Origin of the sequence: Massilia scottii, from assembly GCF_030846495.1 — a bacterium.
Taxonomy (GTDB): Bacteria; Pseudomonadota; Gammaproteobacteria; order Burkholderiales; family Burkholderiaceae_D; genus Telluria_A; species Telluria_A violaceinigra.
The window spans coordinates 69,209-83,099 of record NZ_JAVCWM010000007.1; the positions used below are offsets into that span (position 1 = coordinate 69,209).

Sequence of the window (13,891 nt, forward strand, 5' to 3'; positions counted from 1 at the left end):
CCACTTTCATGCAAAATCCCAAGGACCCCGCAAGCGCACCCGCCGATCCCGGCTTCAGGCTGCCCAATGCGGCCAGTGCGCCTCCCATCGGGCCGTTCAAGGGCGGCGCGAACGGCGGCACCTCGCCCCTGCCGATCGAAATCGCCCCGCTGGATGGCGCGCCGGTGACCGATACCTCCACGCGCGACCTGGCCATCGGCGGCGCCGTGTTCCTGGTGCTGCTGATCGGTTTTTTCTTCGTGCGTAACGCCTATGTGCACCACCTGGTGGTCAAGCGGGTGGCGCCGTCGTCGGCCGGCAGCGCCGGCTGGCTGATGTTCGTCGGCCTGTCGCTGGTGAGCGCGGCGGGGGTGCTGGCGGTCATCAACCCCGGCAAATTCCTGACCATCGCCATTACCGCGACCCTGGTGCTGGTGGGCCTGATCGCCATCATCGCCGCCCTGTTCGTGGGCCGGCGCTGACCCAACAACTGAAAGAGATTTGACATGGCAGAATTTCCCAACACGGGCAGCGGCGGGGGTAAAGCTGAACTCAAGGCGGAACTGAAGGTCGACCTGCGGCCCACGCTGTTCATCGGCGCCGGCGGCACCGGCATGGAAGTGATGCTGCGGATTCGCCGCCGCATCCTGTCGGAGGTATGGAACCGCCACAATCCGACCCGGGTGGAATCGATCGCGCAGTTTCCGGTCGCGCGCTTTTTGCACTTCGACCTCGATAACAACGCCATCATCGACGAGGGCAAGTCGCAGCGCACCGACCCGTGGTATGAGCTGGTCAAGCTGGCCGACGACGAGCGCCTGGTCGAGCCGCTCGACCTGCCCCAGTATCACGAATCGGACGACAGCCTGGCGCGTTTTCCGCTGATCGAAAACTGGATGCCGCTGCGGCCCAAGAAACTGCGCTCGCTCGGGATCGATCCGTCCAAGGGCGCGGGCCAGATCCGCGCGCTGGCGCGCCTGTACCTGTTCGACAAATATCCCAAGCTGCGCGGGCGCATCAAGGGCGCACTGAATTTCTTGAGCAGCAATGCCGGCAACGAGCGCAAGGAAACCTACCAGCGCCTGGGCCTGCAGGTCGACACTTCCAAGTTCCGCATCGTCGTCATCGCTTCCTGCGCCGGCGGCACGGGCGCCGGCAGCGCCATCGACCTTGGCTGGATTTCCAAGGCCATCGCGCGCCAGGAAGTGTCGGACAACCAGGTCGACCTGGTGATGTTCATGCCGTCCGGTTTCGCCAAGGCCAACAAGGAGCGCACCGAGGCCAATGCCTACGCCACCCTGATGGAGCTCGAGACCACCATGCGCGACATGAACGCGCAGGTACGCTGGGCCGAGCCGGACAGCCTGGTGGGCAAGGGCGCGCCGTTCGACGATGTGTACTTCGTCGACACCGCCAACCTGGCCAACAAGGCGACCGGCGACATCAAGGATCTCTACCAGATGGTGGCCGACACCCTGTTCGAGGACTTCGCCTCGGCCGATTTTGCCAACCGCAAGCGCTCGATCGCGGTCAACCAGCAGCAGCACAAGCTGGGGCCCTTCAATCCGCGCGTGCCGGAACAGCGCTTCGGCGACATGCGCCTGTCGTACTCCAAGGTGTATTCGGCCTTCGGCCAGGCGGTGCTCGACACCCAGCAAAGCCTGCGCGACGATATCCGCGCCTACGAGCTGGCCGCGCTGATGGTCAAGGCGTTCTTCGGCCTGATTGGCCGCGATGGCGTGGCGGCGCGCCGCGCGGGCGACCAGGAACGCGATATCTTCATGCGCGAGCAGATGGCGATGAGCGAGCATCCGTTCGACGAATTCCCCGACTTCAAAAAGGGCACGGTGGACCTGACGCCGTTCCAGGAATACGCGCTGACCGACCAGCTGCTGATGGACAAGGACCAGCGCTCGCTGCTGGAACGGGTCGAAAGCAAGGTGCAGCTGGAAATCGACCGCATCATGGGTTCGTACGAGCTGGGCGTGTGGCGCGAAAAAGTGGTCGAGCTCCTGCCGCACCTGGAGCGCGACGCCATCCGCGAAGCCGGCGCCACCGCCGAAACGAGCGAAGACCGCATCAAGCGCCATACGCTGGAGCTGACCACGCGCCTGAAAGGGCGTGCGCGCACCCAGTTGTATGCGCTGCTGGACGACCGCAAGCAGGGCGGCCTGGAATTCGTGCTCTCGCTGCTGGAACAGATCAAGGCGCGCCTGCTGCAGCGCGACCTGGGCAACGCCGAACGCAACGGCAAGCGCTATCGCGACATCCGCGACGCGCTGCGCACGCGCCAGGTCGAGGAATCGCTGGGCAACCTGTCGCAGGCGGCCAGCCGGCTGTTCGGCAAGGACGCCCAGGCGCGCGAAGTGATGGCTCACCTCAAGCGCGACATCGCCGACTATCTGCGCTTTCACCTGCTGGCGGTGGCGGCGGGCCAGTCGATCGAGGTGATGCGCGCCATGTCGGCCTGGCTGGGCGACCCGCAAAGCACCGACGAACAGGGGCAGCCGGTATGGAGCGGCATCGCCGGCGAATTCCAGGAAGGCCGCCGCTGCGTGCAGGCCATGCTGGGGGCGGTCGACCAGCGCATCGACCAGCTGCGCGCCGACGCGCGCCACGAACACGCCACCTGTATCAAGCTGGCCAGCGACATCCTGCCCGATCCGGTTGCCTTGAGCGGCGACATCCACACCTGGAGCGAGGAAGTGCTGCTCGAATTTGGCGGCTCGGCGCGCCTGTTCCCGCAACTGGGCGATGAAAAGCTGCGCGCCAGCCTGCTGCTCAAGCTGTTCCGCCGGGCCCAGACCCAGCTCACCGTGCAGGAACCGGGCGACGCCGAGCCGGTCGATCCGCTGCTCGAACGCCTTGGCGCCATGTCGCCGCAGGAGCGCCAGCGTATCTTCAACGAGTGGCTCAAAAGCGCCATGCCGTGGATGAATGCGCGCTTTTCCGCCGAGTTCACGCCCAAGGCCGACCAGTTCAAGTGCTTCATCGGGGTGGGCGACGTCAACGCCTGGCGCAAGATGGAAGCCGAAATCCGCGCCGCCGTGCCGGCCGGCTCCTTCCACGGCGACCTGGTTTCGGTGGTCAACACGGGCATTAGCGGCAAGGCCGTGTGCTACATCGAGCTGTCGGGCTTTCCGATGACGGTACTGCGCGGCCTGCCGACCTGGCGGACCTCGTACCAGATCGAAAATCCCAAGATTCCGACCCACCTGCATTTCGACGCGACGCGCTTCCGCCATCCGATTTCGCCATCGATGGATGAATTGAACCGCCTGGCCGACGACTACGAGTGGTTCTTGCAGGCCAACGCGCTCGGTGTCATCCGCCGCAAGGGCGACCTGGCCGACCGCGAAGCGTCGTTCCAGCCGCGCGGGCAGTACCTGTTCGAGGTCGAGCCGGGATCGGGCGAGTGGCTCCAGATCGGCAACGAGTTCGCGATCCGCTCCAACGGCTTGCCGCCGTACTACCGCGAACAGGTGATCGCCGCCGTGCAGCAGCGCCTGGCCGGCGTGGGGCCGGCCCAGCTCACCATGCTGGCCACCCTGATGCGCCACTTCCAGCTGCGCGTGTATGAGCCCAAGCTCGACGTCGACGAAACCGGCGCCCAGCTGCCATCGCCGTCGCTGCCGAACATCACCGCACGCCGTCTGTACGAGCAATGGTTCAAGCGCGCCAGCGCCATGAACCCGGGACTGTCCTTGCGCGACATCGATGCCGCCAGCGCATCGCTGGCCCAGTGGAGCGAGCCGGTGCCCAATTCGGCCAGCGACGCCTACACCTGGGAGGTCGAAAAATCGGTCGACAAGCGCGCCATCCGCGCCGCTTACCTGGCCAGCGAATCCGAGGCGGCGCAGGCGCTGGCCGGGCGCGCGCTTGCGCCGGCGCCGGCGCCGCACGCGGGCGGTGGACGCTATAAACTGTTCATCGACGGCGCGCAGCAGGGACCGTACTCGATTGACGAAATCGGGCTGCGCATCGCCCGCGCCGAAGTCGGGCCCGAGACCCGTGCGTGGAACATGCAATGGAATCCCAAGGCCGACAAGTGGAAGCTGGCGGGCGAACTGCCGGAGCTGGCCGCCTTGTTCGACGATGCCATTCCCGACCCCGACAACGACATACCCGATCCAGACTGACGCCATGAACCTGCAAGACCAAGTGATCTACCGCTGCATCGATGCCGCCTGCGCGCGGCCGATGCCGCGCCGGGTCGATTTTTGTCCGTACTGCGGCGCCCCCCAGCACGACGCGGCGCGCCGGCCCGCGTCCGCCGGCGCGGGCCAGCCTGCTTTCGCTTCCACTTCCGCCGCCACCGCGCCGGTGGCGGCACCGGCCGCGCCGCCGCTCGACGCCCCGTCGTTCGTGCAGGAGGTGCCTGTGGCGCCTCCTGCGCCACCCAGGCCGGCACCGGCGGCGCCGCCGCGCAGGACTGCGGCGCGGCCCGCGCCGGCCCCCGGTACCGGACTGCGCAAGCCGATCCGCCTGCGTTACTGGCTGATGGCGCTGGCGCTGCTGGCCGTGATCTGGTTCACGGCCAAACCGGACCCCAAACGGATCGAGGCGCGCATCGGCGAGGCCACCGCGCTGGCCGAAAAATGCAAGATCAAGGAAGCGCAGGACGAAGTGGTCGCGCTCAGGGCCGACAAGGTCAGCGCCGCACAGCTGCGCCGCTTACAGTCGTCGATCAACGCGGCGGCCGACGCCTGCGAACGCAAGCACCCGCGCGCGGTCAAGCCCAAGGCCGCTGCAAGGTCCGAGCCGGCCGCGCCGTCCAGGCCCGCGCCGCGGCCCGTGGAGCGTCCGCTCGACCCGTCGGCGCGCAACCTGATCGCCGAAGCCGAGCGCCAGATCGCGCAGGGCGATTACCGGGCCGCCGCCGCCAAGCTGGAAACCTGCATCGCCATGGTGGAGGGCGGCAGCCGCGAGTGTGCCGCTTTCAAGAAATACGCCAACCGCCTGCTCAGGGAGATGGAGAACTGCCTGGCCGCGGGACGCTACTGGGCCAACGGGCGCTGCACGTAAAGACAATCATGCCGTAAAGTCCAGCGCAACTCATCTGACATGTATCTTTTTTGTAAAGATTGTCAAAGTGCTTGCGAGAATGTTGCTACTTGGTCTAGGATCGATACTTTCCCGCTAATTGGAGACGTCGATGGCTCTCAGCAGAATTCTCCCGTCGCTGGCGCTGGCCTGCGGCGCAGCATCGGCGCAAGCTGCCAGTTTCGACTGCGTGTCGCCCGAGTTTCCCGATAAATCAGTGTCGAGCCAGGCCGCGCGCCGGGTGGACGACCAGGTGCGCGCGTGGGAAAAGTGCTATGCCGAGTTCCGCGCCGGGCACTGGAGCATCGATGCCGCGCGCCAGAACGATGAAGTGGCGGCCGGCCTGGAACGCTGGATGACGCTCACGCGCACCCAGAGCCGCACGCGCAGCGCCGACGTGCCGGTGCGCGTCAAGCGCGACAGCCAGGCCGCGCGCTTCGTCGAACAGGCCCCGGTCCAATACGCGGTCGAACTGCGCTGAGCGCAGGCCGCTTCAGGCCACCGGCTGCATCCGGATCGCAATCCCCGACAGCACCGCGTTGCCCGACAGGGGATCGCGCAGATTTTCGTCCAGCAGGGCGTTCAGGTTCACGCCCGGGCGCTCGGCCGCCACCCGCATCTGCGTGCCTTCCAGGTCGTGGCCCCAGCCATGCGGCAGGCTGACCACGCCGGGCATCATCTGCGCCGATATCTCCACCTGCACCTCGATCATGCGCCCGCCATTGCGGATCTGCGCCATCGCGCCGTCGGCCAGGCCAAGCCGCGCCGCATCGATGGGATGGACCAGCGCCGTGCAGCGGTAGGCGCCCTTGGCCAGCACCGGCAGGTTGTGCATCCAGCTGTTGTTCGAGCGTAGCTGGCGCCGGCCCACGATGACCAGCTCGGGCGCGGGCGAGCGCAGGTCGGCCGCGGCGCGCGCCAGGTCGTCCAGCAGCGCCTGCGGGGCCAGTTCGATCTTGCCCGAGGGCGTGCGCAGCGCTTCCGGAATGCGGCTGCCCATCGGCCCGAGATCGATGCCCGAGGGCGCCGCCTTCAGGCGCGCCAGGGTCAGCCCGTCCGGGTTTTTGCCGAACTGGTCGCCGTAAGGGCCGCTGCGCAGCGCCAGGTCGAGCCTGCGTTCGGCGCCGCGCCGGCCTCCCAAGGCCGCCATCAGCGCGGGGGCGGCCGCTCCGGCGGCGCGCTCCAGCTCTTCCTGCAGCATGTCGTCGTCGAGCGCGTCGATGTCGGCCTGCGCGCCCAGTCCCTTGGCGATGGCGGCGATGCGCATCACGCTTTGCCACTCGTCCGGCTGGTCGCCGGCGCGCGCCAGCACGGGCGCGCTGAAACGGGCGTGGTTGCGGTGCGAGAACTGGGTGAAGGTGACGTCGTAGTGCGCGTCTTCCAGCGGCGAGACGCCCGGCAAAATCACGTCGGCGTGGCGCGAGGTTTCGTTGAGGTAGATATCGAGGCTGACCATGAAATCGAGCTGGTCGAGTGCCCTCGACAGACGCGCCCCGTTCGGCGCCGACAGCACCGGATTGGCGGCGATGGCGATCAGGGCGCGGATTTGCCCGGGGCCGGGGGTGTCGATTTCCTCGGCCAGGCAGGTCACCGGCAGCTCGCCCGACACTTCGGCCGCGCCCGAGACGCGCGAACGATAACGTCCAGTGATCACGCCGCGCCCGGCGCCCGGCGCACCGCGCGTATTGGCGGCAAACGCGGCCGCTTTCGGGAACATGGCGCCGCCTTCTTCATCGAGGTGCCCGGTCAGCACGTTGATGACGTCGATCAGCCACGAACACAGGGTGCCGAACTGCTGGGTGCAGGTGCCGATGCGGCCATAGATGGCCGCGCGCGGCGTATTGGCCAGGCTGCGCGCGAGCTGGCGCATGGTGGCCGCATCGATGCCGCAGCGCGCCGCCACCAGTTCGGGCGCGTAGTCGCGCACCGCGGCTTGAACCTGTTCCAGGCCCACCGTGTGTTCGGCCAGGCGTCCCAGGCGCACCAGGTTTTCGTCGAACAGCGCGTGCGCGATCCCGAGCAGGAAGAAGACGTCGGCGCCGGGGCGGATGAAGTGATGGGCGTCGGCCACGTCGGCCGTTTCGGTGCGGCGCGGATCGATCACGACCAGCTGGCCGCCGCGCGCGCGCAGCGCCTTGGCCTTGCCGCGAAAGTCCGGCACGGTCCACAGGCTGCCGTTCGAGACCATCGGATTGGCGCCCAATATCAGCAGAAAGTCGCAGCGCTCGATGTCGGGCACCGGCACCGACAGCCAGCTGCCGAACATCAGCCCGACCGAGAGCATCTTGGGAATCTGGTCGACGCTCGACGCCGAGTACATATTGCGCGTGCCGAGCGCCTTGGCCAGGCGCGGGAAGTACAGCATCAGGCTCATTTTGTGGGAGACCGGGTTGCCCAGCACCGTGGCCACGGCATCGGCGCCGCCGGCGGCGATGACGCCCGGCAGGCGCTTGTCGATCTCGGCGTAGGCTTCGTCCCAGGTGGCTGGCTCGAACACGCCGTTGCGCTTGATGAGCGGCGTGCGCAGGCGGTCCGGGTCGTCGTGCAGGTCTTTCAGGCCGATCGCCTTGGGACACAGGAAACCGTGCGAGAAAACGTCGTTGGCGTCGCCGCGGATGCGCACCACCCTGTTCTCTTCGAGATCGAGTTCAAGTCCGCAGCAGGCTTCGCAAAACGGACAAATGCGGTGCGCGGTGGTGGCGGGCACGGCGGTGGGCACAGCGGTAGGCACGGCGGTAGGCACAGCGGTAGGCAGGGTCGTGGACAAGGTCATGGCGAGCGCTTTCCAAAAAATCGAACGGTCGTGCGATTGTGTGCACTTGGTGCCGAACTGTCAACCGGAATGTCGGGCACGGGTGTATGCTATTGAGCAACAACAACCGTAGGAGAAATCATGAAAATCACATCGCTCATCGGCTGCGCCGTGATGGCCGCCACGCTGGCCGCGCTGGGGGGCTGCAACAAGGACGAGCAGGGCATGGGGCCGGCGCAGAAGGCCGGCGCCAAACTCGACCAGGCCGGCGACACGGTCGGCGACAATCTCAGGGCCAACGTCGACAAGGCGGAAGAGGCGGGCAAGAAGATCACCGACGCGGCCAAGGCCACCGGCGACAGGATCAACGAGGCGACCCAGGACGCCAGCAAGGGGCTGGACCAGGCCACCGAGAATGTGGGCAAGAAGGTGGAACAAGCAGGCGAAAGAATCCAGGAAGCGGCGCGCAAGTAAGCGAGGCGTGCATCGTGCCGGCGGCTAGCCGTGCCCGCGCGCCTGCTGCAGCGGCGCGCGCACGGCCATGGCGCGCCAGTCGTCGACCGTATCCAGGCTCACGACCAGCGCCACCATGTTCGGAAAGCGCTCCAGCATCTGGTCCAGCCACGGCATGTCCTGCATCAGTTGATCGATGCCGGGCCGCGCCGGCTCGCGCAAGCGTGCCAGCACGCGCCGCCGCCGTGCCAGTTCCTGCTGGCCCTGGGCGTTGAACAGCGCCAGTTCGGCGATGGCGCTGTCGACCAGCGCGCCGGCCGCGCCGAAGCGCAGCAGCCGGCCCCTGTCGCCGGTCCAGTCGAACAGGCTGGCCGCCACCGGCAGCAGCGTTTCGTGGCCCGGCTTCCAGCCCGCGGCCAGCAGGTGCGCCATGACTTCCTCGAACAGGGTGCGCGCGCAGACATTGACCATGGCCTCGTCGTCGAGGATGCGCTGCAGTTCGCGCCGCCACGAGGCGTCGTCGCCGGCCAGGTGCGCTTGCGTCAGTTGCGGCAGCGCCGCGCCGAACTGCGCGATGGCCAGGTCGCACAGGTGCTGCGGGTCGCCGCGTTCGAGGTCGGGCAGCAGCGGCTGCAGGCTGTTGCCGTCACTGCCGCCGGGCGCCGGCATGATCCGCCCGGTCCACGCCAGCGCCATTTCGTAGGCCTCGCGCAGGTACTGGAAGCCGGCGGCGTCGCGTTCCTGGTCGATCAGTTTGAGTTCGCGCGCGTAGGCGCGCCGCACCGCGCGCGTATCGGCGTCCTTGCCAAGGCCGAGCCGGGAAAAACAGGGAAGCGTGTGAGGCATGTCAGACGATGGTCAGCTTGGGCGGCGCGGGCGCGTTCTTGGTTTCCGGCCAGGTGCCCAGCACGATCGACATGTCGACGTAGCCGGCGCCCCAGGCGCGTTCCAGGTCCTGCTCGATGTCTTCCATCGAGGTCTTGTCGAAGTTGGCGAAGCCGCGCACGCCGTAGGCGCGGTTGCGCCCGTGCGCCTTGGCCAGGTAGAGCGCCATGTCGACCAGGTTGACGGCGCGCTCCCATGGCAGCGCATTCGTGCCCGGCACCAGCGGGAAGGGCGCGAAGCCGATCGACACGTTCACCGACAGCTTCTTGTCCTGGTAGTCGATAGTCTGGGTCGAGATGCCGGTCAGCAGGCGGCGCGCGATTTCCTCGACGCCGCTGCGCGGAATGGCCGGCAGGAAGGCGAGGAATTCCTCGCCGCCCCAGCGCACGATCATGTCGGTCTCGCGCAGGATCTCGCGCAGGCTTTCGGCGATCATCTTGAGCACGGCGTCGCCGGCGGCGTGGCCATGGCTGTCGTTGACATGCTTGAAGTGGTCGACGTCGAGCAGGAACAGGGCGCCCACGATTTCCTCGCCCGAGGTGCCGGCGCCGCGCTTTTCCACCTGCAGGTGGCTGCGCATGAATTCCTGGAAGTGGCGCCGGTTGTACAGGCCGGTCAGCGGATCGCGCGAACTTTGCTGCTTCAGTTCCAGGTTCTTCACCTTGAGCTGGGCATTCGCATGGCGCACCTTGCGGTACAGGATGCCCACCACCACCGCGGCCAGCGCAAACACCACCGCCAGCAGCCACCACACGCGCTGCTGCAGGCGGCGGTTGTCGATTTCGGTCGACTTGAGCTGGTTCTCGCGGCTTAACAGTTCGATCTGGCGCTGCTTCTTTTCGGTCTCGTACTTTTCCTGCAGCTCCAGCGTGGCTTTCTGGCGCCGCTTTTCAAACAGCTCGTTCGACAGCGCCCGCTCGCGGTGGTAGGCCTTGACCGCGCCCGTCATGTCGCCGGCGCGTTCGAGCGCGGCGCCGTATTCCATCAGCACTTCCTGCAGTTCCGGCTTGTCGCCGACTTTTTCGTACCAGGCCAGGCCCAGCTCGAAATGGCGTTTGCCCTCGGCCAGGCTGCCCAGGCCGAGATGCGCCTGGCCCAGGTTCAGGTGCGCGGTCGCTTCGGTGCTGTCGTCGTTCAGTTTGCGCCCGGCCTGCAAGGCCTGGGTCGCGTACGTGAGCGTGCGCGCGTAATCGTGCTGCTTGAGATAGCTGTCCGACAGGTTCACCAGGGTCCCGGCGATCATCGCCTCGGCGCCGATCTGGCGCTCGTACGCGAGCCCGGCGAGCAGGGCGCGCAGGCCGCGCTGCGGCTGGTTGGTTTCGACCGCCAGGCCGTATTCGGTATCCTTCAGGCTCGCCAGGCGGCCCGGCGAATTGGTCTGCTCGGCCAGCGCGGTCGCTTCCTCGAGCGCCTCGAAGCCCTTGTCGTGTTCATTCAATTGACCGTACAGGAAGGCCAATGCATTGAGCGCCTGGACTTTGGGAATCGGCTCGCCGTGGGCGCGCGCCAGGGTCAGCGCGGTCTGCATCTTGGCCATCGCGGCCGGGAAATTGCCCTCTTCCGAGTACGACTGGCCCGAGGTAATGGCCGCCTGCACGCGCAGCGGCATGTCGTCGGTGGTGTTGGCGAGCTTTTCGCCTTCCCACGCCAGCTGGTGCGACAGGGCCAGCTGGTCCATGCGGGAGACGACGTAAGCCTTGGTCAGCAAGCCCTTGGCGCTGATGACATTGTCTTTTTTGTCACGCCCGAACGCGATCAGCTCCTCGGCCAGGACCAACGATTCCGGTACCTGGTTCAAGCCGCGCCGGGCCAGGCACAGCTGGACCAGGAAGTCGGCCTTGGTGCGCGCCGGGGCCGCGCGCGCCTCGCTCTCGATCTTGAGCAGCGCCTCGAGCGCCTTGGGCGGCACGTAGCGGTTCATCTCGCGGATCTCGACCAGGCGCGCGTCGAGCACCGGATGCTGGGCCTGCGCGAGGCAAGAGGCCAGGCATAGCGATGCCAGCAGCACGCGGGCCTTGCGGCCATGCGAGGTGTCTGATAAACCTGCCAACATCACGTTCCTTCATGTGAAAACCGATGCTTTCCGAACGGGAAAACTGCAAGCAATTATATTCTTGTTGCAGTCTGGAAAGTCCTAGTCGCATTCAGATTGTGCATCTAAATGCGCATTTTTGTGGCAGCGACGTGCGTTTCGATGCCGCTTTGGCATGGAAGTGTTGGTCCCATACGACGCCCTCGCGGCGCTTGAGGAGTCCGATTTTGCGGCCTGTCGCATTTGCGACCCGGCGCCGCGCGCATGCCTTATATTTCCTGCAAGCCCAACAATAATGTCAGGAAGTAAAATGCTCGAACTGCGCAACGTGGTCAAAACCTTCGGCAAGGATGTCCGCGCGGTCGATGGCGTGAGCCTGACGCTGGCGCGTGGCGTGGTCGGCCTGATCGGCCACAATGGCGCCGGCAAGACGACCCTGATGCAGATGATCGCCACCCTCACGCGCCCGAGCAGCGGCCAGATCCTGTTCGACGGGGCCGACATCGTCGCCCGGCCGCAGGAGATCCGGCGCCGGCTCGGCTACCTGCCGCAGGATTTCGGGGTCTATCCGAACCTCTCCGCGCTCGAATTCATGCAGTATTTCGCCGCCCTCAAGGGCGTGCGCGACCCGGCCCGCATCCGCACCCTGCTCGAACTGGTCAACCTGCACGAGCAGGCCAGGCGGCCGGCGGCCTCGTTCTCGGGCGGGATGCGGCGCCGCCTCGGCATCGCCCAGGCCTTGCTCAACGACCCGGACATCCTGATCGTCGACGAGCCGACCGCCGGCCTCGATCCGGAAGAGCGCCTGCGCTTTCGCAACCTGCTCGGCGAGCTCGGATTCGACAAGCTGGTCATCATGTCGACCCACATCGTGTCCGACGTCGAGAGCATCGCCGGCCAGCTGGCCACCATGGACGCCGGCAAACTGATCTCCTGCGCGACGCCGCGCGCGATCCTCGACCAGGCGCGCGGGCGCATCTGGTCGGCCAATGTGGGCGCGGCCGAATACGAGCAGCTGCGCAACCGGGTCAGCGTGCTGCACGCGCAGCGCGAGGGCGACCAGGTGGCGCTGCGCATCGTCCACGGCGCGCCGCCCTGCGATGGCGCGCGCGTGGCCGAACCGACCCTGGAAGAAGCGCTGATGGCGCAGCGCCATGCGCTCAGGGCGGCCGCATGAGCGGGCACGTGCTGGCGACGCTGGCGCTGGCCGAAGTACGCCTGCGCATGCGGCGCGCTTCCACCATGGCCGCGCTGCTGGCGGTGGTGGCGCTGAGCTGGGCGATGATCGCCGATCCGGCCGGCGGCGAGGCGCTGCTGGTATTTGACAAGGCGCGCGTGCTCTACACCAGTTCCGCGCTGGCGCTGGGCAGCGCCACGCTGGGCGCCGTGCTGTTCGGACTGGGCGGCTTTTACCTGGTACGCGGGCGCATGAGCGAAGACCTGCGCAGCGGGATCGGCGGCGTGATCGGGGCCACGCCGGTCGGCAGCGGCGTGTTCCTGGCGGGACGCTGGCTGGGCTGCGTGGCGTATCTGGGCGCGCTGGTGGCCGCCTTCATGCTCACCATGCTGGTGCTGCACGCGCTGCGCGGCGACGGCCCGATCGAACCGCTGGTCTACCTGCAAACCTATGTGCTGTTGCTGCTGCCGATGGTGTTTTTCGCGGCCAGCTGCGCGATCCTGTTCGACAGCTGGGCGCCGCTGATGGGCAAGGGCGGCGACCTGCTGTTCTTCGTGCTGTGGGTGGCCCAGCTGGTGCTGATGACGCAGGGTACGAGCAGCGCATTGCCGGCGCTGATGGTGTTCGATTTTTCCGGACTGGCGGTGGCGGTGGCGGCGGTCCAGGGTTTTGTCAGCGGCGCCGATTTTTCCATCGGTTCCAGCAAGTTCGATCCGGCCGTGGCGCCGGTGACGCTGCCGTCGCTGCTGTGGAGCGCGCGCATGATGGCGCTGCGCGGCGCTTCAAGCCTGGTCGCGATCCTGCCGCTGCTGCCGGCATGGTGGCTGTTCCACCGCTATTCGCCGGACCGGGTCAAGCCCGGCCGCGCGCGCATGCGCCGCTCGCCGCTGGCGCTGCTCAACGCCGCGCTGCGTCCCCTGGCCGCGCTGGCCGCACCGCTCCTCGGCCTGGCCGCGCGCCTGCCCGGCGTGGCCGGCCAGGTGCTGGCCGATATCGCCCTGACGTTCCTCATCGCCCCATCGGCCCTGCCGGCGCTGCTGCTGTGCGCGGGGGCCGCCCTGTTCGCGCCAAGTGCCGCGCTGCCGGCGGTCTTGATCGCCGGGGTGGCGTTCTGGGGCATCCTCGTGAGCGACATGAGCACGCGCGATTTTGGCGCCGGCACCGAGGACATGACCGGCGTGGTCAGCGGCGGCGTGGCGCGCCGCTACCTGCGCCAGTACGCGGCTACCGTGCTGCTCGGCCTGATGTTCACCGGACCGGTCGCGCTGCGCTGGTCGCTGGCGCAGCCGGTACGCGCGCTGGCGCTGGTGAGCGGCATGGCTTGCCTGGCGGCGCTGGCCAGCCTGTTCGGCCGCTGCAGCCGCAGCGCGCGCCTGTTCCTGTCGCTGTTCCTGTTCGGGCTATACGCGGCGGTGAACGCGGCCAGGGCGCCGATGCTCGATGCGGTGGGTTTCAACGGCGCGGCCAACCTGCACTCGGCCGGCATGTACGCGCTGGTGGGCGCGCTGGCGCTGGCGGGCGGCTACCTGTGGAATGCGAGCCGCCCGCAGCGCTAGGGTATTCAAACCGC

General features: G+C 67.5%; 10 protein-coding genes. 7 read left to right on the forward strand and 3 right to left on the reverse strand.

The features are described from left to right. Positions 1-8 precede the first annotated feature (8 nt). The 4 genes from RBA41_RS11600 to RBA41_RS11615 all read left to right on the forward strand — a co-directional run bounded on the left by RBA41_RS11600 (position 9) and on the right by RBA41_RS11615 (position 5,503). Entirely contained in the window at positions 9-461 is a 453-nt protein-coding gene (locus RBA41_RS11600) for a hypothetical protein (protein ID WP_306623937.1), read from the forward strand. A gap of 24 nt (positions 462-485) precedes the next feature. Next, positions 486-4,118, forward strand: a complete 3,633-nt coding sequence (locus tag RBA41_RS11605; protein ID WP_306623938.1) for a tubulin-like doman-containing protein — start codon at positions 486-488, stop codon at positions 4,116-4,118. A 4-nt stretch (positions 4,119-4,122) separates the two neighbouring features. Further along, entirely contained in the window at positions 4,123-5,004 is an 882-nt protein-coding gene (locus RBA41_RS11610; RefSeq protein ID WP_306623940.1) for a hypothetical protein, read from the forward strand. A 130-nt stretch (positions 5,005-5,134) separates the two neighbouring features. Then, entirely contained in the window at positions 5,135-5,503 is a 369-nt protein-coding gene (locus RBA41_RS11615; RefSeq protein WP_306623941.1) for a hypothetical protein, read from the forward strand. A gap of 12 nt (positions 5,504-5,515) precedes the next feature. Here RBA41_RS11615 and RBA41_RS11620 read toward each other — a convergent pair whose 3' ends face one another. After that, a complete protein-coding gene (locus tag RBA41_RS11620) occupies positions 5,516-7,795 on the reverse strand; it encodes a molybdopterin-dependent oxidoreductase (RefSeq protein ID WP_306623943.1) in 2,280 nt (759 codons plus the stop codon). A 120-nt stretch (positions 7,796-7,915) separates the two neighbouring features. Here RBA41_RS11620 and RBA41_RS11625 point away from each other — a divergent pair, with 120 nt between their 5' ends. After that, entirely contained in the window at positions 7,916-8,248 is a 333-nt protein-coding gene (locus tag RBA41_RS11625) for an apolipophorin (protein ID WP_306623945.1), read from the forward strand. Positions 8,249-8,272: 24 nt separating this feature from the next. Here RBA41_RS11625 and RBA41_RS11630 read toward each other — a convergent pair whose 3' ends face one another. Both RBA41_RS11630 and RBA41_RS11635 read right to left on the reverse strand, forming a co-directional pair. Beyond that, entirely contained in the window at positions 8,273-9,073 is an 801-nt protein-coding gene (locus RBA41_RS11630) for a hypothetical protein (RefSeq protein ID WP_306623946.1), read from the reverse strand. Position 9,074: 1 nt separating this feature from the next. After that, positions 9,075-11,165 carry a tetratricopeptide repeat-containing diguanylate cyclase gene (locus RBA41_RS11635; protein WP_374709543.1) on the reverse strand — a complete coding sequence of 697 codons (2,091 nt, stop codon included), beginning with the start codon at positions 11,163-11,165 and terminating at the stop codon, positions 9,075-9,077. Between the two features lie 289 nt (positions 11,166-11,454). Here RBA41_RS11635 and RBA41_RS11640 point away from each other — a divergent pair, with 289 nt between their 5' ends. Both RBA41_RS11640 and RBA41_RS11645 read left to right on the forward strand, forming a co-directional pair. Next, a complete protein-coding gene (locus tag RBA41_RS11640; protein ID WP_306623949.1) occupies positions 11,455-12,321 on the forward strand; it encodes an ABC transporter ATP-binding protein in 867 nt (288 codons plus the stop codon). Beyond that, positions 12,318-13,877: an ABC transporter permease gene (locus RBA41_RS11645; RefSeq protein ID WP_306623950.1), complete on the forward strand. Its 1,560-nt coding sequence runs from the start codon at positions 12,318-12,320 to the stop codon at positions 13,875-13,877. The genes RBA41_RS11640 and RBA41_RS11645 overlap by 4 nt, the downstream gene beginning before the upstream one ends. Positions 13,878-13,891 lie beyond the last annotated feature (14 nt).

What these genes read in the sequence shown, in the direction of transcription:
- RBA41_RS11605 (WP_306623938.1), top strand. Translation starts at nt 486, where the DNA reads ATGGCAGAATTTCCCAACACGGGCAGCGGCGGGGGTAAAGCTGAACTC.
- RBA41_RS11635 (WP_374709543.1), bottom strand. Translation starts at nt 11,165, where the DNA reads ATGTTGGCAGGTTTATCAGACACCTCGCATGGCCGCAAGGCCCGCGTG.
- RBA41_RS11625 (WP_306623945.1), top strand. Translation starts at nt 7,916, where the DNA reads ATGAAAATCACATCGCTCATCGGCTGCGCCGTGATGGCCGCCACGCTG.
- RBA41_RS11615 (WP_306623941.1), top strand. Translation starts at nt 5,135, where the DNA reads ATGGCTCTCAGCAGAATTCTCCCGTCGCTGGCGCTGGCCTGCGGCGCA.
- RBA41_RS11600 (WP_306623937.1), top strand. Translation starts at nt 9, where the DNA reads ATGCAAAATCCCAAGGACCCCGCAAGCGCACCCGCCGATCCCGGCTTC.
- RBA41_RS11610 (WP_306623940.1), top strand. Translation starts at nt 4,123, where the DNA reads ATGAACCTGCAAGACCAAGTGATCTACCGCTGCATCGATGCCGCCTGC.
- RBA41_RS11630 (WP_306623946.1), bottom strand. Translation starts at nt 9,073, where the DNA reads ATGCCTCACACGCTTCCCTGTTTTTCCCGGCTCGGCCTTGGCAAGGAC.
- RBA41_RS11620 (WP_306623943.1), bottom strand. Translation starts at nt 7,795, where the DNA reads ATGACCTTGTCCACGACCCTGCCTACCGCTGTGCCTACCGCCGTGCCT.
- RBA41_RS11645 (WP_306623950.1), top strand. Translation starts at nt 12,318, where the DNA reads ATGAGCGGGCACGTGCTGGCGACGCTGGCGCTGGCCGAAGTACGCCTG.
- RBA41_RS11640 (WP_306623949.1), top strand. Translation starts at nt 11,455, where the DNA reads ATGCTCGAACTGCGCAACGTGGTCAAAACCTTCGGCAAGGATGTCCGC.